At 64.2% G+C, this 20,278-nt stretch carries 16 protein-coding genes; 10 read left to right on the forward strand and 6 right to left on the reverse strand.

Features of this window, described 5'->3' with window-relative positions:
• The first annotated feature begins 195 nt into the window (after positions 1 to 195).
• Together AL072_RS32875 and AL072_RS32880 are read left to right on the forward strand one after the other, a co-directional pair.
• Positions 196 to 1,200, forward strand: coding sequence for an AAA family ATPase (locus AL072_RS32875; protein WP_060721770.1), 1,005 nt, complete (start codon positions 196 to 198; stop codon positions 1,198 to 1,200).
• Positions 1,190 to 2,107, forward strand: coding sequence for a ParB/RepB/Spo0J family partition protein (locus AL072_RS32880; RefSeq protein ID WP_082405210.1), 918 nt, complete (start codon positions 1,190 to 1,192; stop codon positions 2,105 to 2,107). The genes AL072_RS32875 and AL072_RS32880 overlap by 11 nt, the downstream gene beginning before the upstream one ends.
• A gap of 713 nt (positions 2,108 to 2,820) precedes the next feature.
• Here AL072_RS32880 and AL072_RS32890 read toward each other — a convergent pair.
• From AL072_RS32890 to AL072_RS32900, 3 genes are all read right to left on the reverse strand, one after another.
• Positions 2,821 to 3,987 carry a hypothetical protein gene (locus tag AL072_RS32890; RefSeq protein ID WP_144428473.1) on the reverse strand — a complete coding sequence of 389 codons (1,167 nt, stop codon included), beginning with the start codon at positions 3,985 to 3,987 and terminating at the stop codon, positions 2,821 to 2,823.
• A gap of 723 nt (positions 3,988 to 4,710) precedes the next feature.
• Complete coding sequence (locus AL072_RS32895) at positions 4,711 to 5,190, reverse strand: hypothetical protein (RefSeq protein WP_045586358.1); 480 nt, start codon at positions 5,188 to 5,190, stop codon at positions 4,711 to 4,713.
• A 414-nt stretch (positions 5,191 to 5,604) separates the two neighbouring features.
• Positions 5,605 to 6,855 (reverse strand): replication initiation protein, encoded by a 1,251-nt coding sequence (locus tag AL072_RS32900; RefSeq protein ID WP_052710515.1) that lies wholly within the window; start codon positions 6,853 to 6,855, stop codon positions 5,605 to 5,607.
• Positions 6,856 to 7,684: 829 nt separating this feature from the next.
• On the opposite strand from AL072_RS32900, the gene AL072_RS32910 reads away from it, so the two are divergent.
• Both AL072_RS32910 and AL072_RS32915 read left to right on the forward strand, forming a co-directional pair.
• Positions 7,685 to 8,548, forward strand: a complete 864-nt coding sequence (locus AL072_RS32910; RefSeq protein ID WP_045586360.1) for a helix-turn-helix domain-containing protein — start codon at positions 7,685 to 7,687, stop codon at positions 8,546 to 8,548.
• Entirely contained in the window at positions 8,548 to 9,192 is a 645-nt protein-coding gene (locus tag AL072_RS32915) for a replicative helicase loader/inhibitor (RefSeq protein WP_045586370.1), read from the forward strand. The genes AL072_RS32910 and AL072_RS32915 overlap by 1 nt, the downstream gene beginning before the upstream one ends.
• Positions 9,193 to 9,400: 208 nt before the next feature.
• On the opposite strand, the gene AL072_RS32920 is transcribed toward AL072_RS32915, so the two are convergent.
• Positions 9,401 to 10,183 (reverse strand): Nmad3 family putative nucleotide modification protein, encoded by a 783-nt coding sequence (locus AL072_RS32920; RefSeq protein ID WP_052710517.1) that lies wholly within the window; start codon positions 10,181 to 10,183, stop codon positions 9,401 to 9,403.
• 135 nt (positions 10,184 to 10,318) lie between these two features.
• On the opposite strand from AL072_RS32920, the gene AL072_RS32925 reads away from it, so the two are divergent.
• The 5 genes from AL072_RS32925 to AL072_RS32945 all read left to right on the forward strand — a co-directional run bounded on the left by AL072_RS32925 (position 10,319) and on the right by AL072_RS32945 (position 17,211).
• On the forward strand, positions 10,319 to 10,525 hold the full coding sequence (locus AL072_RS32925; RefSeq protein WP_045586361.1) for a hypothetical protein: 207 nt from the start codon (positions 10,319 to 10,321) through the stop codon (positions 10,523 to 10,525).
• Positions 10,526 to 12,139: 1,614 nt separating this feature from the next.
• Positions 12,140 to 13,273 (forward strand): replication initiation protein, encoded by a 1,134-nt coding sequence (locus tag AL072_RS32930; RefSeq protein WP_082109453.1) that lies wholly within the window; start codon positions 12,140 to 12,142, stop codon positions 13,271 to 13,273.
• 16 nt (positions 13,274 to 13,289) lie between these two features.
• Complete coding sequence (locus tag AL072_RS32935; RefSeq protein ID WP_045586363.1) at positions 13,290 to 14,708, forward strand: DnaB-like helicase C-terminal domain-containing protein; 1,419 nt, start codon at positions 13,290 to 13,292, stop codon at positions 14,706 to 14,708.
• Positions 14,709 to 14,720: 12 nt separating this feature from the next.
• Positions 14,721 to 16,847, forward strand: coding sequence for a DNA primase (gene dnaG, locus AL072_RS32940; protein WP_052710518.1), 2,127 nt, complete (start codon positions 14,721 to 14,723; stop codon positions 16,845 to 16,847).
• 94 nt (positions 16,848 to 16,941) lie between these two features.
• The gene (locus AL072_RS32945; RefSeq protein ID WP_045586364.1) at positions 16,942 to 17,211 is read left to right on the forward strand and encodes a hypothetical protein; all 270 of its coding nucleotides are present in this window, start codon (positions 16,942 to 16,944) and stop codon (positions 17,209 to 17,211) included.
• Between the two features lie 63 nt (positions 17,212 to 17,274).
• Here AL072_RS32945 and AL072_RS32950 read toward each other — a convergent pair whose 3' ends face one another.
• Together AL072_RS32950 and AL072_RS32955 are read right to left on the reverse strand one after the other, a co-directional pair.
• Positions 17,275 to 18,129, reverse strand: a complete 855-nt coding sequence (locus tag AL072_RS32950; RefSeq protein WP_045586365.1) for a hypothetical protein — start codon at positions 18,127 to 18,129, stop codon at positions 17,275 to 17,277.
• Between the two features lie 313 nt (positions 18,130 to 18,442).
• Complete coding sequence (locus AL072_RS32955) at positions 18,443 to 19,108, reverse strand: hypothetical protein (protein WP_060721774.1); 666 nt, start codon at positions 19,106 to 19,108, stop codon at positions 18,443 to 18,445.
• A gap of 147 nt (positions 19,109 to 19,255) precedes the next feature.
• On the opposite strand from AL072_RS32955, the gene AL072_RS32960 reads away from it, so the two are divergent.
• Positions 19,256 to 20,032 (forward strand): hypothetical protein, encoded by a 777-nt coding sequence (locus tag AL072_RS32960; RefSeq protein ID WP_045586367.1) that lies wholly within the window; start codon positions 19,256 to 19,258, stop codon positions 20,030 to 20,032.
• Positions 20,033 to 20,278: the final 246 nt, after the last annotated feature.

Here is a 20,278-nt window from a genome sequence, read left to right on the forward strand (position 1 = left end):
GTGACGCTGTTGCTATTTGCAACACCCCTTCCCTCTTTCACTACTCCTTCGCTCAGGATGCAGGCATTCGCAGATGCGCCCATGGCGGGTAGTCGGTTTCAGCCATCACAGCCGTTTCTTGACGAATGTGGGCGCTACCTGTATCCAAGGTTCAAACGTCACTTTTGATCGGAGCCGGGCTTGCTAGGGGATAATGTGAAGGCGTTCCGCGAGCGCCTTGGCTTAAGCCAGCCCGAATTCGCGGCATGGCTCAACGAACGGCTCAATCGCCGCTACGACAAGCAGAAGGTCAGCGGCTGGGAGCGCGGATCCGACAAGCCGCCGCAGATCGTGGTCGATCTGCTACATCGCGAGATCGCCGGCCTCGGCGTGAAGCACGGCCCTGCCTTGGTCGTTTCCGTCAGCAACCAGAAAGGCGGTGTAGGTAAAACGACGACCAGTGTGAATACCGCGACCATGCTCGCCCAGAGCGGGCATAAGGTGTTGCTGATCGACGCCGATCCCCAGGCCAGTGCCACGATCCACCTTGGCTTCAACGCAATCGACCTGCACCGCCAGGGTCGCACGCTCGACGCCGTACTCCGGAAGGAAACCACCCTCGCCGATGTCGTGCTGAGCGTGGAAGACACCGGCCTCGACATCGTGCCGTCGAGCATCCGGCTGGCCAAGGTGGAGGGTGAACTGCAAGGACAAGTCACCGGCATCTTCACGCTTCGCAAGGCCCTCGCTCCGCTCCGCGAAACCTACGACTTCGTCGTGATCGATACTCCGCCGCACTTGGCGCAGATGACCATGAATAGCCTGACAGCATCCGACACCGTCCTCATCCCCTGCCAGACCGAACTTATGTCGGTACTCGGCATTGAGTACATACTGGAATCGATCTCGGACATCCGTGATACCGTCCAGTCGACGCTGACGGTGCTCGGGATCCTGCCGACGATGTTCAACCAACGCCTCACCCAGGATCGGGAGTCGCTGCTGGAACTGCAGAAAGCGTATTCGGGAACCACGCGGATCTTCGATCCGCTTCCGCGCGCCACGGTCTATAGCCAAGCGTTCGCGGCCGGGCAGGCGGCCGTGAGCGCGGTGTCGAACGCCGCCGGCGCCGATTCCTTGCGTACCGTCGCCGATGCCCTTGTAGCCGAGCGCACCAAGCGCTTCGGCCTCCGTATGAGCGAGGTTGCCCATGTCGCGTAAACTCGGACGGACCAACAGCGCGATGCTGGGCGCCCTGCGCGAAGGCCGCGAGAACAAGCCTGTTGGGGAGAGCGCCCTCCCCGTCTCGTTTCAGAACCGGAACGGCCGCACAGCCCAGGTCGAGGTGGACTCGATCGCCACGAACCCCGACCAGCCGCGTCGCGATTTCGACAAGGCCGAGTTGACGGCGCTCACGGAGTCCATCGAGCGTTATGGCTTGCTTGAGCCGATCGGCGTGAAGCCGCTCCCCAATGGGCTGTACCAACTCGCCTACGGTGAGCGGCGCCTGCGCGCTGTCCGCGCATTGAGCCAACCGACCGTTACCGCCGTCGTTCTTGATGCAGATGCGCCTGCCGACGAGATCGCGCTCGTCGAGAACCTGCTTCGCTCCGACCTCAGCCCCTTCGAGACCGCGGATGGCTTCGCCCGCATCATGGAGACGCGGGGCTGGTCGCAAGGCGACATCAGCAAGCATTTCGGCATCGCGAAGTCGGAGGTCTCAAGGACCTTGAAAATTCTCGATCTGCCTGCCCGGATCCGCGAGGAATACCTCCAGGTCCAGGTCCCGATGAAGGTGCTGAGGGACATCGCCGGCCTGAAGGACGACACGGCCCAAACCGCCGCCTGGGAAAGAGCGAAGCGCACCTATGCCGGCGCCCAGTTCGAGCCTGGGGAAGGCACCAAGGCACCGAAGACGAAGGCACGACGCTCTTCCGAGGACCCTGCCGAGATCGCACACTCGACCCTACCGAAGCGCATCGCCCGAAGCGTTCTAACGACGCGCGATGCCTTGGTCTCCCTGCGGACAGAGCCGACCGGCAAGCCGTTGGCCGATACGGACCGCACGATGCTCCGGGAAATGCGGGACGCCATCGATGCCCTGCTCGTTGACGAGCCGATAGGATGATCTGCAGCATGGGCCGGGTGGTGCTAATTGCAACACCGCGGCGACAGCGGGAGCGCTTTGGCCAGCGTTGCAATTAGCAACGTTACCGCCATCTCACGGGCACCAAGTTTCCGGTGCCCTGCCCTTTCAACCTAACGAATGGCGAAGACCGAAGAGTTTTCCAGGGGCATGGCATGACAGAAACTGATCGGCTGCTTGCACTCTCGACCGACGATGTCGAGCGCGATTTCGTGGCTGCAATGGTGCCCTTAATCCAGAACGCCCATAACGGCAGGCGCTCACTTCACTGGCGGACGCCGATGGCCTACCTACTGAACCATGGCCAGTCCTGGGCTCCCGTTCCGTTACCTACCTCCATCATGCATGGAGCGCTATCAGACTGCTTCACGAATGCTTGGAAGACCGTACAAACGCAGCCAGACCTGCGGTATGTCGAAGGCTACGGTTACGATCCTGACATAGGTTTCCCCATCGAGCATGCTTGGTGCATCGATTCTGCAGGTCGCGTTTTGGACCTGACGTGGCGGGATGCGACACGCTGCAGGTACTTCGGCGCCATTTTTCCGCCAAAGGCCGTGGTCCAGATCCAGGCCCTCACTGGCGTGTATGGCGTCCTGGATGGCTCGAGGTGGCGCAGCGTGGAGCCGTTGCTTAAGGCCATGGCACAACAACCCAAGCCCCTCCCCGTTCGATGAACCGGAAAAGAGGGCCGCTCACCAGCGGAGCAAGCCTTTCCAGGCTGACAAGCCGATGCCGGAGGATTGCTTTTGACTATCGTCTCCGATCTCCTCGGCCTCGACATTTGCCGCCGGTAGAGCCGGTAGGGCGCCCACTGGCTTCGGCGCTCCTGCCATCGACGCAGCCACCGGCAGTGGAAGACCGACAGCACGACACAGGGTTTCCTGCAGGTACTGCTCGGTCGAACCCACTCGACCTTCCCGTTTTGCTTGGTTCGCGGCTTCTAGAAAGGCGCCCTTGAGATTCGCCAACGGGTGGTCGCCCGAGCGCGGAACGGCGGCGACAGCAAGTTCGAGCGAATCGAACACAGCACGCAATGTCTTAGCCTCCGCAACGTTTTCTCGTGCCTGAGGCATGCCTCTTAGACTGCGGAAGAGGGCGGTGATAGACTCTTCGGCAACATGCGCGACGAGCCGCTGACGGGCAGCCAGCGAGTGGTCCCGCCAGAGCAGGTTGGCCATCGCGCCCACCTCCCTCGAGCCGATCATTGGCGTGAGATGCTGCTGGAGTGATAGCGCATCCTTGACCGCCGCTCCCGGACTCGGAGCGCGCATGATTCCGGCAAGAGTGCCCGCCTTCTCAAGCACCTCGACAAAGCGAAGCCTCGTGATGGTTTCTCCGACCACATCCCTCCTGCCCTCCTCCGGCGCCTGGGCGGCCTCCAGGCATTCGGCGATGGAAGGTCGCTCGACAATCGACAACCCGATCTCCAACGCAGCCAAGAGCATCTCGGTCTGACGGTCCCGACCCTGGTCGGGACCAAGCGCAGCGATCCGACCCATCAGTCCAGACCTTGCTGCTACCGGCCCGAAGGTCGCCAGAATGAGCGCCGCGGCCGCGCTCGGCGACACAGGCTTGCCATCCACGCCCTGCTGCTGGGCAAGGCTGACCACGTCGCTCTCGTCCAGGGCCGGCAGTAGATCCTCCAGCACCTGCGCAAGGTGTGGCGCGGTCGCGACCGTGTCGAGCCCCCCGGTCATGCAGCCGGCCAGATCATCGGCTGCGCTGCAGGCCGCAGCCGTCAGGTGAATCTGGTACGGTCTGAAACCGGCGCTCTTCCGCCTGGCGCGGCGCATCGCCATCCGTTCGGCGTTCCTCGAGCGCTTTGGTTCGGTAGTATCGGTCGTGGATTTTTTGGCCATGGTTTCCCCTTTCTAGGCGCCCAGAACTGGCCTTGCATAATGCCGACCGGTTTTTGAAAAAATCATCGAGCCGCCCGAAAAGCGGACGCACCTGCAGTTGGGCTGAAAGCCTTGCTGTTTACGGGTTTCAGGGAACCGGAGACGTGGTCTTGACCGGCGGTCCCGACCGGGGTCGCGACCACTGCGCTTTCCGCGAGCGTTACCCGATGTGCTGCCTTGTTCTGCTCTCGGCATGTCGGAGGCGTATGAGGTAGTGCCGCTGCTGGTCCCGGGGCGGGCAGGGCGTTACACGCGCAGAGTCGCGACCTCGAAGGTCGGTAACGGGGGGCGCGGCCTTGTAACGCTCGGTGCCGGGCAGGGCGTTATCAGAACCGCTTTCGGAACAGGTAGCGGGTCAAAGGCCAGCCTTGGGGGCTGGCCTTGGTGCCGAAGAACGTCAGCGGAGAATGCCGGTGGTTACGTGGTAGCCAATGCCTGTGGAGAGTAGGGGGACGATCGCCGGCTCTCCAGCGTTTCCACAGCCGTGTATTCCTCGACGTACGGAAGATCTCGGCCTCGGAAATCGGGATGCCGGCATCAATCGTCGGTAGTGCTCCCCTGACAAGCCAAATGATGCTTTGTATCTGAGATAGGGGGGCAGGCTGACGCTCCATGGTCAGCGACGCCAATCCAGTCTGACGCTTGAGGTGCGGCCCAGGCGTCAGACGGCCGTACCGGTCGGACTCATTTCAGCACGATTTCCAGCGCCCGCTGTGCTTGGCTGTTCAGCAGGGCGAGCGCCTGCGATATGACCTCGGCTTCTTTCGCGAAGGATGGGGACACCTTCGCTAAATCAAAGCCTGGCAGCAGGCCGGCGAGACGCTTCAGATCGGCTACACACTTCTCGCGTTCGTCTAATGAGACTTGGCCTTTGCAGGGCCCGACCTTGAACGACTGCCAAATGTCGACAACAGCCGCCGTGCTGTCCGTCAGCCGTCCGACTTCGGCGGCAGCCGGATCGGTTACCGTCTTCGCCGCCGTAGCGATCCGGATCTCGGTGTCGAGCATCTTCGCGTTGATGATCAGCCCATCCGGGGTGATGCCCCGGATGATCCCAATTTGATATGCCGAGATGGCACGCGCAAGATCCTTATCAAGAGCAGACGTGGGAAGCGCCGTCACCATCGCCACTGCCGCTACAACAATTACTAGAATCTCTTTCATTTCGATACTAGCCTACATTCCATACTTCTCAAGGGTATCAGAAGTGTTGAGCAACGTCGATCTTTCTTCACGCTTGGATACTCTGGACTGCGAGGAGTGATTGATATTTGGTCTTGCGGGCAAGTGGCTTCGGCATGACGACGTACCCTTCCGCTGCGGATCGGCAGGCGCGGTCAGGTGCATGCCGATCAGCCCTGGGGCACGGTTAGCGGGGCCAGCCCTGACGTCATGGCGTCAAGCAATGCGGCAGGTATTCGCGGCGCTGCGACTGGGTGGTGAAGACGTAGGTGCAGATGATCAGCCACTCCGCGCCTCGTCGTGATCGACGGCCTTGAGAGCGCACGCAGGCCCTCGACCAGACACATTATCGGCATACGCAACGCATAGCGGTGTGGATGCGATTGCAATGCGGACTCAGCCCTGTGCAGCGGCGTCGATCACCGGCACTTCCATGTCGACCCGCTTGAGCAGGCTCCGCCGGTCGCGGCGGAGCGCACTTTCCGACACACGGTCGATCGGGATCGGGCCACGCGGTCGGCCCTGGTCATCCAGATCCTCCGGCTGTGCCAATTGACGCAGGGTCCGGGCGTTCTGCTCGGCGAGGGCCTTGCCGCGGCGGATCTGCTCCAGGAACTGCTCCGAGGGACGTAGCGCGTAAGTGACGTCCACGATCTCGGGGCCGGCACCGCGCTCCGATTCCTTTTCGTAGCCGGCCAGCACACCCTGGGTCACCAGCACCTCCACGGCGACCTTGATCGCGCGCAATGTATCGCGATGGCGCTTGGAGCGGTTCATGCCGCTGTTCGTGATGATGTCGCCGGCACGGATCGCCATCGGCTCGACATCGCCGCTGTTGTGGTAGTGCAGCGACAGGCTCTTGTAGAGCCACCAGGAGACTGGGTTGCGGATCTTCATCAGCATCTCATAGGAGATGCTCTGGAATTTTAGCGACATGATCGCCTTGGCGACCAGCGGGTTGAATTCCAGATACGTTTCTGTGTTTCCGCCAACCTCGCCGTCGTCGTCGAGACGGACAGAAACGCCCTTGCCGCCGCGCATGGCGACAACCGGAAACGCGGTCGACTGCAGCAATGTCGCGCTGCCACCCGGATGATCCGCCGGCTGCTCGATAGTCAGGAAGGTCTTGCTGAGGATCAGCAGCGCTTCTTTGATCTCGGTGATGCTGAGCGTGCGTCGGACCCGAGCCAGTTCCTTCTGGATCTCGTAGAAGGAAAACCGCATCTGGACTTTGGCATTGCGTCGGTTGTCGCCATCGACCAGCATCAGGCGCGTGCGTTCAGTCGCCAACCGGCGGATCACCTCCTCGACGACTTGCTCACGCTCTCCAGGCAGGGCCTCGATGCGCACCGTCTTGTACTCGGCATCAGTGCGCACCCTGCGCGTGACACGGGCCGGATCAAGGGTGATCACGTAGGGCTCGCCATTGTAAGCGAAGGACCGTGTAACGGACTCGACATGGGCATTGTCGCGGCGTTCCTCACCGCCGCGCTCGCCAGACGCAAAGACGAAACGAGGTGCCAGATCATAGAGGCCAACGGCGTTCGTCTGCCGGGCGTCACCGTCCTGCTGCTCCGGCTCATGAGACCAGAGGGCCAACTGCAGCGTCGAGGCCACTTGGCTTTGTGTCACGCTGTTGTTGGTCATCGATCCACCTCCTCCACCCGATCCACGACAATGGGCGAGGCTGCGCCGACGGGCAATGGCTCCTCCTGTAATCATGCCCGATTTACAGGCCGGCTATGGAGGATTGGTTCGCGCTTATGGAGGATTGGTTCGCGGCCTTGGAGGATTGGTTCGCACCTGCACCAGTACGACTCGACGGGCTGCAAGGCCGCCCAACGGTCCACAACAGCGCTCAAGCCGAATCGGGGGAGCGGGGGAGCGGGGGAGGGGAGGGTTACAGAGGAGCGGTTCGCGCCTTCCCGGGTCCCGCGCATTTCCAGAAACGGTCGTCCCCGCGAACCAGTCCTCTATATCTGGAAACGTTTCCGGATATGGTGATTCCTGCGGCCACATGCTCGGAAACGATTTTCCGGAAACGATATGGAGGAGCGGTTCGCGGCTCGACGTTTCCGTAAACTTGGCCGAACTGTCCATGAAATCGCGGCCTTCAGCATTTAATGGAAACAGTTTGAAGGGCCTTCATGCCCTACCATATTCAGCCCGCGAGCCGTTCCTCCACCCGGTCCCCGGCCTGAGTCCCTCCAGGCTCACCCCGCGCACCAATCCTCCATAGGCGCGAGCCAGTCCTTCAGGAATCCGATTCGCAGCCGCGCCGCGCACCGATCCTTCAGGCTCGCGAACCAGTCCTCCATGGTCGCGTACCGGCCCTCCATGGTCGCGAGCCAATCCTCAGTAGGCGCGAACCAGTCCTCTATGGAGGAATCCGCCGCGTTTGTCAGGCTAACCCAGCCCCGGAATCCTGAGCGCAGATCCGCCGACATGTACCGGCGCCCCATCTGCGGAGTCAGCGATGCCAACCCCCAATACCGACCAGCCGAACACCGGACAGGAGACCACCCGCTGGGGCCGCATTCCGGCTTGGTGGCTGAGCCACCCGGACATCGACGCCGACGGTCTCGCCGTCCTGGCCGCACTCTCGACTTACGCAAACGCCCGCGGCGAATGCTGGCCGTCACAGGCGACGCTCGCCACCGCCCTGAAGCGCAGCCGCTCCACCGTCAACCGCATCCTCGGTCACCTTGCCGCGGCTGGCGTGATTGAGGTCGAGCCGCGCAAGTCCGCCACCGGCGGCCGCCTATCCTGCCTTTACCGCCTGCGACTGGAGCCCGGCAGCGGTCCGATCGTCAACGTCCAGACGATGCCTGTGCGGCAGCGCGACACCGATGTCGCTGTGGCTGACTCCCCCTGTGCGGCAGTGCGACAAGAACAACTGGATTCAAACAAACCAGACTCGCTCGCTGGGCGCGGGCGCGAGGGTGTCAGCACTGAGCGGGTCGAAGACCACCCGACCAGAGAGACGCAGGCCGTGACAGCCGACTGGATGCCGTCCGCCGCAGACCTGGCATGGGCCCGTGCCAAACACACCGGCATCGACCTCAACCGTCACGTCGAGGGCTTCGTCCTGCGCTGTCAAGCCCACGGCTACCAGTACCGCGACGTCGGCGCCGCTTGGAGGTCCTGGCTGTTGCAGGACGTCCAGGCCTGCAAGGCTCCGCTCATTCCCGGAACTCCAATCGTCTCCGGAATGTCGCGCATGGCCGACAAGACCGCCGCCGCCCGCCAGCAGGTCGACATCTGGGCCAGCGTCGCCAATCGTCTGCGTCAGCGGCCTTCGGCGGAAACCGGCGCGGCCTCGTTCGGCGGAGGATGGTGATGCAGAGGCCAAGCCTTGTCACCGGCAACGTCGTCCCGCTGCACACGCCGCCGCTGGCCGTCTACGATCCGACGCAGCCTCCCTCCCAACGGCACGCCGCTCTGCTGGGAGGGCTGCCGGAAACGCTGCAAGCCATGGTCACTGGCGGAATCACGCAGCGCGCCTGCTTCGACGAGGCCGGCAGTTTCACTGAATTACGGGAAACATGGTTTCCACCGAAGGTCGTTGAACCTGCCGACGCCAACGCCGCAGCCATGGCGTTAGCCACGATCGAACACGAGATCCTGGCGCCGGTCGATCCCGGTTGGCTGCTGGCCCGTCTGCTGGCTCTGTTCGCGCATTGCCCACCGCGCTCGAACCCACTCGATCCGGCTGTCGAACGGATGGTCGCCAGCGACTGGGCCGAGGACCTGGGCGAGTATCCGCAGTGGGCGGTGGATCAGGCTGTCCGCATCTGGCGGCGGACGAAGAAGTGGCGGCCGACGATCATGGAGATGCGGGCGCTGTGCGACGAGGCGGTCGCGACTGAGTGGACCCTAGCGGAACGTCTGCGCCAGATCGCTGCTGTCAAGCCGGGAGGGACGGGGAGGGAAGGGGGGAGGGACGTTCGAGCCCTGGCAGGGAGGGCGATCAGGTCGATGTAGAGGCAGAGGTTTGGTCGCGAGGGTCGTCCGCGTGGCCATCGATCATGGTGTCGGATTCTGGGTTGATGGAAAACTCCCTGAAGAGTCCGGCGAGCCAATCGAGGGTACCGGGAGCGTGAAGGGGATCCCACACACCCTCTTGCCACTGCCCTGCCGTGCTGAAACGCATCCAGCCGGGGTCGTCCTCCTGCCAGTTCCTCTGACCAACTCAAGTCCACCGGCCGGCCTGCATAAGCGGCCCGAACGAACGAAGACGGCAGCCGCCAGTCGTCGACGCGTAACGCCCCTGGCTGGGTGAGGCGCAGGTCTGGCCGGAAGCGTGGGAAGATCGGCATCGAGACCACCCAGGCTCAGCCTGGTCGACCGCTTTGAAGATCCAGTTGTTGTCCTCATCCCACACGCCCGGATCGGCGCCGGCGTGGGGGTGATAGCGGCCCCAGGTCGGCAGATCGGGAAATGGCGCTTGGTGCACACGACCGACCTGCAGCCAGCCGAAGATGCAGTGCATGCGCTTGCCTTCGTACCGCGGCGGTCGGCCCGCGCGGCTAGGCACCAGCCGGTCGTAAAGCCCCCAGAAGAACACATCGCCGACCCTGACGCCATTCTTGCGCAGGATCTTCAGCGCTTGGCCCGCCTGGCCGAACAAAGGCTTCCAGTCTGGCGATCGCGGCCGCATCTCATGATGTAGGTCGGGGTCGAGATGCGCGAGGGTGTCGGTGGTCACCCGTACCCTTTTCGCCTTCGGCTTCCTGCCGTCGGTCTGTTCATGCTCGACGACGATCTTCCGGAAGGCGCGGTGCCCGATCACGTAATCGGCAAGCGTCGTGTAATGTCCCTCCAGCCCGGGCGGGCACGGCAGGTCGGTGTAGCGGATCGGCGCGCCACGGTCATAAGGGATTGGCAGCGGGAAAAACCGTCCGTCCTGCAGGATCGGGCTCGGCTTGCCGCCGTAGCCGGTGTTGAAGCCCTTGCGGCTCAAGATAATCTTCATAGCCCCGTCCTCCCCAGCGACTACACACGGTGCGACCGTCGAGGGCAAACCCGGCTGAAGGGCGAGCCGGGGGAGGTTGGCACCAATCCGGCCGCGCGGCTGTTGTCGGGGCATGCCCAACTGGAGGGCCCAACCATGACGCCGCAGACGCCGACACACGAGAACTGCGGTCTGGGCGGCACGCCCGACAACGACAGCAACGGCGGCAATGTGACATCAGCCATCTGGCCCCAGGACAAGCCAACCGCCGACACGAGGCCCGCGAGCCCGGTGCCCGTCTGCGTCTCATCGGCAGCAGCGAACGGCACCACCAATCCGACCATGATCAAGCAGTACCAATAGGCTCGAGATTTGACGCTGGAGCGTCCGGACGATCTGCATTGGTGCTTCTGTCCTGGCCCTGGTGGTTGGACTGACCTCCAGGGCTGCCTCCGGACCGCCCGTGGTGTGTCCGGGCACCGTCATCGTCATACCGGCACCGGCTACATGCGGTCGTCGTCACCGGTCAGCCCCAGGTCGACGTCCAGGCGGCCAGACACAGGCGGTCCCTGGCACCCGCGCCCGGTCGGAGAGCCAGGCCGGGGAGCCAGGCCGGGGAGTCCGGGCGCCTCGCCGCATCACCGGGAAGGGCAGGGCGGCGGCGACCCAAAAGGGCCTTCCGGCCCCCAGCCTGCGGCCGCAGCGCAGCCGGCATCTGCCCCTTGGGGGGTAGATGCACCGAAAAAGGATCTGTCCGACGCTGGCGGCGGGCGGCGTTAGGGGGATGTTGGATGGCTGGCAGCGGTGAGGGCCGGGCGGGGAGGGCGGGAGCGGGCGCGCCACCCATTTCCTGACTTCTCTGATGGCCAGCATGTCAGGAAAAGCAGCCGGCGACGACGACCGATCGAATCCTTCTTCTGGCGAGGGTGATCATGCTCTCCGGCGATGTAGCCGTGCCGTTGATCAGACTGTTCTGGGATGATCGCCTAGAACCGTACTCTGGTTCGATCAATGAGCCTGGAAGCGGGGGTAGGCGCTTGAAGGGCAGGAGATGCGTCCAGCGAGGTTCCCTGGCCCCTTCATGGGCTTCGAAAAACCCGAAGGCACAACTGATCTGGGTGTGACAGCACCGCAATTACGCGAGACGGGAGGCTTTGCAAGGGAAATCGTCGCATGGCTTCCGTCGTCTTTGAATGAGGCTTTTCCCAATCCCAAAAAAGCGCGCGCACGCGCACATTCCTTTTCTCCTCTTTCTCCTAGAGCGCCTGAAAGCCCAGTATCCATGCGGGTTTCCAGATGTTTTCCTGACATTATGGGCGCTCTTCCCTGACGTACGGGGCGCTGTTTCCTGACTTACTGGGCGCTATTCCCGAACATGCGCCATGCCAACAATGTCAGAGAAAGATGCTAAAACTCAGCAGTGGCACCAGTTCGGTGATTTCCTGACGTACGGGGTGCACCTTCTTTTCCTGACATTGAGAACGGCAATCATGTTAGAAGTTTCGCGGACTCGCAACACAACATACTGATATTCAATGGATTTTTCCTTTTCTGACGTACGGGGCACTATTCCCTGACGTACGGGGCGCTCACCAGAAAGGCTGAAATTGAGATCGTCGCGAGAAAGTGAGCGCGGCGGAAATGTCTTGAAATGCTGCCAGTGTCAAGTCATTGGACTATATCACGTTTTCCGTTATATGTCGGATTTCCCAAGCATTTTCAGCATTCTCCGAGGAAAACCCCGGCGTCTCATCCTCGGTCGCAGTCCCTCTGGAAATAGCGTCATGGGCGATTTCCTGACATGCGGCCGCAATATGCCAAGGCCTTCTAAACGTTAAATTTTTCTCGCTTTTGCGCCTCGCGGCTTGTTCGCCCCAATTTTCTGACGTTTTTTTCTGACTTTACGGAAAGGGTATCTTGTCAGGAAACACGTTGTTGCCCTATCATAAGAACAGAACATGAACAGGAGTTCGTAAGATGGGAGGTCGTCGCCGCCCTACCCCCCCGCAGTCCGAAAGCAAGGAAGCCGTCCTTCCCGCCGTCCGCGATGGTGAAATTCAGCCACCGGAGAAAGCGCGTCCGAAGTCATATGGAGACCCGACCGACCCGTTTTCTCCAGCGACCGTGCCGAAGGCTGTTGGCGCCACCGTCGTGCGCCGCGTCGTCGAGCCGGGAAAGCCTGATCCAGGGCCGCTGTCGGCCACCGAGCAGCAACTCTACACGCTGCTGATCGCGCTCGCTTATCCGCGCATTATGGAGACTGAGGTCCACACCTTCACGCTGGCGCACATCCGCCGCGCCTGGACCTACCGGATGCGCATCCCCGACAGTGCACAGCGGGCCGCTGATGATGCCGCAGCGGATGGAACCGATAACCCGCTATCCGTAGCACTTGCTGGCGGACACCGCTCCTACGACCGCCTGCGGACGATGTTCGACCGCCTGTTGACCACTTTGGTGGAGTGGGACATGTGGGGCGAGGATGGCCGGCCAGGCTGGGCGAAGAGCACCTTGCTCGCCTCCTGCTCCGTTCAGGAAGGGGCTGATGGCGACCTGGTGGTCAAGTATGCCTTCGCTCCGCATCTTCGCCCACTGATCGGCGATCCGGCCCTCTACAGCAACCTGCGCCTTCGCGTCCTCTTCGCCTTCACCTCGTCCTACGCCATCCCGCTCTACGAATGGGCGCAGCGCTTCGCAGACCGCCGGACGCTGCCGTGGCGAGAGACCATGACCGTGGGCCGGCTCCGCGAACTGCTCGATGTGACGCCGGGCACGCTCAAGGACTGGGCGCAGTTGCGCCGCCGCGCCCTCGATCCAGCCATCCAGCAGGTCAACGCCTACAGCGAGTTCGACCTGGATTATGAGGTCATCCGGGCCAAGGAGCGTGGGGCGCCGGTCGAAGAAGTCGTCTGGCAGATCAAGCGCAAGTCCCGTGAGAGCCTGTATGCCCTGACCTACAAGACAGCCGACCGTCAGAAGCCGAAGGACGCTCCGGGGGCCTCGACCCGCCCGGCCAAATCGCCGGCTCCGTCTGCCGCGACCACCAACAAAAACAACACCAGCGCGCCCGTCGCGCAGCGGCCGTCGCAGTTTGGCGGCTGGAAACTCTGAGGGGAGGGACGCGCACATGAACATGATGACCAAATCCGTCGACGGTGATGTCGACGCCGGAATGGCCGCCCTGGTGAAACTCAACCTGGAACAGGCCCTCATCCTCGGCTTGGCGCAGAAATGCGATCTGGTGAATTCGATCCACGGCCACATCTCGGCCGATGACTTCGCCGACAGCGGCCACCGGGAAGCCTTCCGGCGGATCACGAACGCCGCCAGCGAAGGACAGGATGCGGTGCCGCTGATGGCGCTGCAGGACCTGCTCACCGATGGCACTCTCGACATCGCGGACCTGCGCAAGCGCCAGCCCCTCGTCACCGCCAAGGGACGCGCGCTGGAAAAGCAGATGCTCGACTACGCTGACAAGGTGAGGGAGATGTCGCGGCGGCGCTCGCTGATGGCTCTGCTCGACCAGACGCGCGGACGCATCAACGGCTCCTTCGATGGCGACAATGCGGACGCGCTTCTCGATTTCGTGCTGTCGACCTGCCGCGAGGTCGTGCACAGCCGCCGCGAACTCGGCGTGAACCGCCGCACGGCGGCGCAGCGCCTCGTGGAGCGCTTGGAGCAGGGGCAGATCGAGCGCTACTCCACCGGCCTGCAGGTTCTGGACTCCCGCATGCTCGGCGGCCTGTACCCCGGCCGTCTTTACGCCTTCGCCGGCGGGGCGAAGTCGGGCAAGACAACGATGGGCCTGACCATCTCCCACCACCTCGGCCGCGCCGGCGTCCCGCACATCTACGGCTCCTGGGAGGTCTCGGCCGACGAACTGGAGCAGCGCCGCCTCGCCTACGAGGCGGGCGTCGACCTTTACGCCCTGACGCCGCTAAACGGTCCGGATGGACGGCCGCTGCCGATCGATCCGGAAATCCTGGCTCGCCTGCGCTACGCCGCCGGCAACGCCGCCGACTGCGTGTGGTACCTGCACGATCCGCTGGCGAACGTCGCCAAGTTCCGCCGCCAGGTCGAATACTACGTCGTGAAGCACAACATTCGCGTGGCTGTGATCGACTACTGGCAGTTGATCGGCTCCACGCCGGGGGATGTCTCACGCACCGAATTTCTCAACCAGGCTGCCCAGGAACTTGCGGAAATCGCCAAGGTCCTGAACATCGCTCTCGTCGTCGTGGCACAATCCAACACGCGCGGAGAGAGGGACACGCTGTTCCAGGCTGACGGCCTCAAGCGCGCCTGCGACCAACTCTATTTTATCAAGCGCTGCTATCAGGGTCTCCGCAACAAGCGCGACAAGTTCCTGGATAACGGGGACTCCGAGAAGGCCGCCGAGATCGTGATCCCAAATGAATCACACCGCTGGCTCCACATGGAATCAAGCCGGTACACGCCGGTTGCCGACGCCGGCAACGATGTGACGCCGCGCCTCCGGCTGGCCGCCAACGGCCTCGCCTTCGTCGATTACGACGACGATCTCTGAGCGGAGGTGAGTATGGCCATTCCCACCTCCTTCCTCGACGCCCTGCGCGACCTGGTGCCCATCTCCGACGTGGTGGGCCCGCGCGTCCCGCTGAAGCGGGCTGGGCGCGAACTGAAGGCGTGCTGCCCGTTCCACGCCGAGAACACCCCGAGTTTCTACGTCTCCGACGAAAAGGGCTTCGCGCATTGCTTCGGCTGCGGGGTTCACACCGACATCTTCGGCTTCCTGATACGCCACGACCATCTGGAGTTCCCAGAGGCCGTGGAAGTCGTCGCCCGGATGGCCGGCCTGCCGATGCCCGAGGTCGATGAGCGGTATCGGGACCACTGGCGCCGGGTGAAGGCGACGACAGATCTGCTGCGTGACACGACGGCATGGTTCGAAGAGCGCCTGTGGGCGCCCGAAGGGGCCGAGGCCCTGGCCTACCTGCGCGGTCGTGGTCTGTCCGACGACGTGATCCGGAAATGGCGTTTGGGCTACGCGCCGGCCGACCGCCAGGCGCTGCGGAACGCCCTGCGCGCCAAGGGCTACGGCGACGACCTCGGCGTCCAGGCCGGCGTGCTGATGGACAAGAGCAACGGCGTCTTCTGCCCGCTGGCGAACCGCGTCCTCTTCCCCATCGCCACGAAGGGCGGCTCGGTCGTCGCCTTCGGCGGCCGGCTGCTCGGCGCCGGCACCGACCACCCGGACGCCCCGAAATATTGGAACACGCCCGAGACGGTTGCCTTCCGGAAGTCGACGACCCTGTTCGGCTTGTCGCGTGCCAACGTCCATGTCCGCCCCGGCACGCCGCCGGTGGTCGTCGAAGGCTACATGGACGTCATCGCCCTTCACGCCGCCGGCATCGAGACGGCGGTGGCGCCGCTCGGTACCGCTTTGACCGACCAGCACGTCGAGATGTTGTGGCGCTTGCATCAGATGCCGGTGATCTGCTTCGACGGCGACCGCGCCGGCCGGGAAGCCGCCCGCCGCCTGTGTGAGCGTGTCCTGCCGCTGATCCACGGCGGCCAGTCCATCCGCATCGCCTTCCTGCCCGCCGGCCTCGACCCGGACGACCTGGTGCGCCAGCGTGGCGCCGAGGCCATGCGCCGCGTCATCGAGGACGCGATGCCACTGGTGGACGCGATCTGGCATCTGGAGACGGATGGACAGCCGAACACGCCGGAAGCCATCGCGTCCTTGAAGAACACCCTCTACGCCGCGGCGTCGCAGGTGAAGATGGACGCCACGCTGCGCGATGCCTTCTTTGCCACCTTCCGCGGGCGCCTGGACCGGCTGCGAGGCAGCGGGCGCGGTGGCGCCCAGGTGATGTCCCTGCGCCGCGCCAAGGCCGACGCCGACCTTGAGGCGGAGCGCCTGCCGATCCTGCTGGTCATGGCGGCCGTGCGGAATCACCCTGAGATCGTCCAAGCGCATCATTTCGCCGCGGCGGCTGGGCTCTCGGCCCTGCCGGCGGCCGTCCAGTCGATCGACGTGGACGGCGACCTCACCGCGCTTTCGACCGTCGTTCTGGAAGCCCTCCACCACGCCGACGGCTTCCAGGCCGCGCTTGCCGAGGCCGTCACGCTGGAGGGGCGCTTCGGCGTCGACCTGCGCCGTCCTCTGCGCCTGCTCGACAGTGCCGACCTGCGGGCCTATGGCGAGTGGGTGGCGCCTGGCACCGACGCCGCCGAGGTATGGGAGAGCCTGGCTCCGCTGCTGGACTGGCTGGCGGAAACCTACGGCCAGGAGGATGTTGGTGAGGCGTTGAAGCGCCGGGTTGAGGCGCTGATCGCCCTGCTGGTCGGCCAGCCGGACCGCGTGGTCGGTCGGATGACCGAGAGCGTCTTCGAGGCCCTGCTGGGCCTTGCTGTTGCGCTGGAGCGCACCAGCGACATGCCTGGTGCTGAACAGGCGGTGAAGGCTGCCATCGTCGTGCTCGTCGGCGTTGGCCAGGAAACCGTTGGAACCGACAGCGCCTCGGTCATGCGCTCGGTCGCTGAGAGCCTGGACGACGATGACACCGGTGCTCTGGTGCTGATCGAAAGGCTTCTGGCACACCGTTCGCGGGCATCGGATGACGAGATCGACGCCGTGCTGGCGGACGTGCCGCGTTTGTTGGAGGCGTTCACCGAAGAGGAGGTGCCCGCGGCAGCATGATGGCGGGCCTCCTCGCCTTCACCCACGCTGCTGGCCTTCGGCGCCGAATAGGCCCATCTTCTCACCAGGTGGCGGGCTGAGGGGGAGGGGGGCGATGAACGACATGGTGACCACAGACCGGCTGGCGGCGATGGGCATCGACGAGGCCCAGGCCCTCGTCGACCGGCTGGTCGCCGGCCGCCCTGTGCTGGCCCAGGCCCTCGCCGTGATGCCAATCCAGAGCCCGCACATGCGTTGCCAGTGGCTGGTCACGCCCGACACGGTGATCGATGGCGACCTCAGTCCGCTGGAAGCCGCCGACCGCCACGATCTGGCACTCGATGAGGTGATCGTCGATCTGGCCCGCGGGCACGGCGCCGACTGACCGGCACCGAAAAGCCCGGCACCGGGCTTTCTGGAAGCGGGCGGGGAGGGCTGGGGCGGCATATCAGGCTGCGGGCTGATGCTCCAGGGCGTCCAGACGCTCCAGCAGCGCGCTCACGATGGTGGCGGTGACGTGCCGGGAGGGGCTGCCTTGACCCACCGGCGCCGACGCGGCGATCTCCGCGATCCAGGCGTCGGCGTCTTCCTCGTTGCCTCGCAATCGAACGGCCGCCGTCTTGATGGCGGGAGCGACAGGCTCCGCCGGCCGTCGGCTGGCGATGGCGTCCAGGATCTTCCGCATCGGATCGACCGGCTGCGCCAGGACGCCCCGCAGGCTCTCAACGGTGTGCTGGCGGCCGGCCTTGGGCGGCGCCGACTGCCCGTAATGCCACTTCTTCAGCGTCGGCGTCGGGATGCCCAGGCGCTCGGCCAGGTGCCGGATGCCCTCGGCGGTGCTCATCTCCTTGTCGGATGCGCTCCGGACGGCCTCCACGGCCGCCACGACGAGCCCAGCGAAGGCCACGTCGTCCCGCTCGGCCGGATCCTGCCGACGGGAGCGCAGGTAGACGTCGATGCGGCCTTCATCGAGCAGGTAGTCCGCGCCGGCGAGCCGTTCGCCGACGGGCTGGCCGCGGCCGTCGACCGCGTTGGCCAGCATAACGATGTCGCCGGCCCATGCCCTGCCGGCCGCCGTCCGGATCCAGGCGCTGCCATCGACCGCCGCGACGGCGTAGGCGTGCAGGCCATCGCTGCCGGGCCGCCCGACGGGATGAAGGACGTCAGCGCCATGCGCGCGTTCGTAGACCGGCCGCAGCGACCGGATGAGGCCGGTGACGATGCCGGCGGCGCCGATGGCCTCCTTCACCTCGGCGAGGGCGCGGTCGTCCTCGATGCTGATGAGCCATGTCCTCCTGCTCATGGGATTCCTCCGTTGTTCGTGCTGGACCATCTTCGTGGTCCCGGTGTGGCGGTGTTGGTCCCATTCTACCGCCGCCGGCCGTGATCCGAGCCGCAGGTGCGCGGTTTCGGAAGTCGATTGCGGGCAGCGGCACCGGGAATTCGGCACCGTCTTCCAGGCGCCGATCAGCGCCAGGCTGCCGGGCGCCCGCCCTCGCTGACCACAGGCCGACGCGGCCGGCTCTACGCTGTAGATGGCGCCGCCGGCCGCTTGTCGCCGCCGATGGCGGTGCAGCCCGTGGACAGCGTGGGCGGCCGAGTGCTGCCAGTGAGCCTCAGATCAGGGCGAGTTGAGGGGACAGGGCGGCCATCATCGCCCGAATGCGCTCATCGCGCCGTTCGATGAAGCCGTCGTCGACGGCTCCGCGGGCCCCTGAGTCATCGTTGAGAGTCACGGCATCGATGACGCCGCCAACGCGGTTCCACATCGGCAGCGGGCCTTCGGCGCAGGCGTCGAAAATGGCTTCGCTCGATGCGTCGGCGGCAGCCGCTGCGACGCGGGCGATCTCATTGTCGTCGACCTCGATGTCGCACAGCAGCCGGCCCACGAGGCGAAGCCGGGTGTCGCTGCGGGTGGAGCCGTCGTTGGCTCGAGTGATGATGAGGAGGATGATGTCGGCGGCTTCGCCGTCTTCGAAACCCAACGCGCTTTCGAACCGGAGTTGCTGGCGGATCTCATCGAGCAAACAGTCGGGGTTGGCGTGATCGGAGTGGAGTTCCGGGAGGCGAGGGTCAGCAACCATCCGCATGACGAGCGCCGCGAGCCCAGGGCCGTTCACCGGAGCGGCGACATCAACGGCTGTGGAGCCGTCGGCAATGAGGTTGGCAAGTTCGTCGCGCCACTCTTCGCCCCAGATGTGGCGGGTGATTGCTTCGGAGAGACGAGGATCGATGTCGCACCTGCCGAACGCCGCTTTTATCGCTGCCGTCACCCTGTCCATTGCCACCGTCCTCATCAACCGCCACGCCCAGGGGAGTCTTGGCCCGATTTTTATCGACCGGCAAGCGTCCTTCGGTAGCCGGTGATGGGGTTGCGCAAGTGCCAGCAGCGTTGAGATAATAGTAGCCGATACAACCGGAGCCCTACGATGGACATCGCTGCCTCGGGACCGCTGCTGAGCCGATACGAGATCGATCAGGTCAAACCGCCGGAAAGCCCGATCGAGGCTAAGATGCTTGATTTGCTCATGGGAGGGCTCAACCTGGGCTACAAGGCGACCTTCGCGGCAGCAGACACCTGGCAGGATGCTGTGGCCATGCTGCGAGCGGAGCCGGAGACGTTCTCGCGCAACCGAATCTGTGTGTTTCCGCAGGTTGGCGTCGACCGTTACCGCGCGGACATGCTCGTGGCATTCGCCAACCAGTTGATCGACCGGATCGACGCATGGGACGGCTTCGATCTCATGTTCATCGAGTGCGACGGAGAAGAATTTCACGGTGAGGACTCTGGACGTCTGCGTGCCGACCGGGATCGAGAACGCGCCATCAAAGCGGCTACCGGGCTCGATGTGCTGCGGTTCTCGGGCGCGGAGATCTCGTTCTACGCCGACCAAGTGGGAGAAGTAATCTCAACCTACCTTGAGTCTTACGCCGTCGCCCGCCGCTTCGCCCGGCTGCGGCTGGAACATGCGATGAAGGTCCATGACTACGCACGGTCGGAGACGCAGGACATGGTGCCGGAGACGCCGACGGCGATCCTGCGCGCGCGGGTTGCCGCCCGCGATCTCGCCGGCATGCCCTGGGCCAGACGGGAGTATCAGACCCAACTCGGTCAACAGAACCTGGCGCTGATGCGCAGGGCTGCCGAGGCCATGCGGGCCTGGGCCGAGGAGGCGACGCTGGACTGTCCAGCCTGTCCTCGTTGATGGGACCAAGGCGTAGACGATGCTCACTGGAAACAGCGCGGAAGTCAGTCATTTCAGTGGACAATCGTCTACACGTCCGCGTTTCAAATTGAGGGCTACCGTCGACGATTGTCCGTGGATGAATCTGCCGCACTGTGGAAAAGCGTAGACGATTGTCCGTCGGGCTTTTCGACTCGGCGCTCCTGATTCGCTGGCACCAGTTCCACCGGCACCAGCCTGTTGTCACCGCAGATGAGGTGGTAGGTG

The organism is Azospirillum thiophilum, assembly GCF_001305595.1.
In the GTDB taxonomy this organism is placed as follows: Bacteria; Pseudomonadota; Alphaproteobacteria; order Azospirillales; family Azospirillaceae; genus Azospirillum; species Azospirillum thiophilum.

What these genes read in the sequence shown, in the direction of transcription:
- AL072_RS32915 (WP_045586370.1), top strand. Translation starts at nt 8,548, where the DNA reads ATGCAGAGGCCAAGCCTTGTCACCGGCAACGTCGTCCCGCTGCACACG.
- AL072_RS32920 (WP_052710517.1), bottom strand. Translation starts at nt 10,183, where the DNA reads ATGAAGATTATCTTGAGCCGCAAGGGCTTCAACACCGGCTACGGCGGC.
- dnaG (WP_052710518.1), top strand. Translation starts at nt 14,721, where the DNA reads ATGGCCATTCCCACCTCCTTCCTCGACGCCCTGCGCGACCTGGTGCCC.
- AL072_RS32900 (WP_052710515.1), bottom strand. Translation starts at nt 6,855, where the DNA reads ATGACCAACAACAGCGTGACACAAAGCCAAGTGGCCTCGACGCTGCAG.
- AL072_RS32945 (WP_045586364.1), top strand. Translation starts at nt 16,942, where the DNA reads ATGAACGACATGGTGACCACAGACCGGCTGGCGGCGATGGGCATCGAC.
- AL072_RS32925 (WP_045586361.1), top strand. Translation starts at nt 10,319, where the DNA reads ATGACGCCGCAGACGCCGACACACGAGAACTGCGGTCTGGGCGGCACG.
- AL072_RS32935 (WP_045586363.1), top strand. Translation starts at nt 13,290, where the DNA reads ATGAACATGATGACCAAATCCGTCGACGGTGATGTCGACGCCGGAATG.
- AL072_RS32880 (WP_082405210.1), top strand. Translation starts at nt 1,190, where the DNA reads ATGTCGCGTAAACTCGGACGGACCAACAGCGCGATGCTGGGCGCCCTG.
- AL072_RS32930 (WP_082109453.1), top strand. Translation starts at nt 12,140, where the DNA reads ATGGGAGGTCGTCGCCGCCCTACCCCCCCGCAGTCCGAAAGCAAGGAA.
- AL072_RS32955 (WP_060721774.1), bottom strand. Translation starts at nt 19,108, where the DNA reads ATGGACAGGGTGACGGCAGCGATAAAAGCGGCGTTCGGCAGGTGCGAC.
- AL072_RS32895 (WP_045586358.1), bottom strand. Translation starts at nt 5,190, where the DNA reads ATGAAAGAGATTCTAGTAATTGTTGTAGCGGCAGTGGCGATGGTGACG.
- AL072_RS32890 (WP_144428473.1), bottom strand. Translation starts at nt 3,987, where the DNA reads ATGGCCAAAAAATCCACGACCGATACTACCGAACCAAAGCGCTCGAGG.
- AL072_RS32910 (WP_045586360.1), top strand. Translation starts at nt 7,685, where the DNA reads ATGCCAACCCCCAATACCGACCAGCCGAACACCGGACAGGAGACCACC.
- AL072_RS32960 (WP_045586367.1), top strand. Translation starts at nt 19,256, where the DNA reads ATGGACATCGCTGCCTCGGGACCGCTGCTGAGCCGATACGAGATCGAT.
- AL072_RS32950 (WP_045586365.1), bottom strand. Translation starts at nt 18,129, where the DNA reads ATGAGCAGGAGGACATGGCTCATCAGCATCGAGGACGACCGCGCCCTC.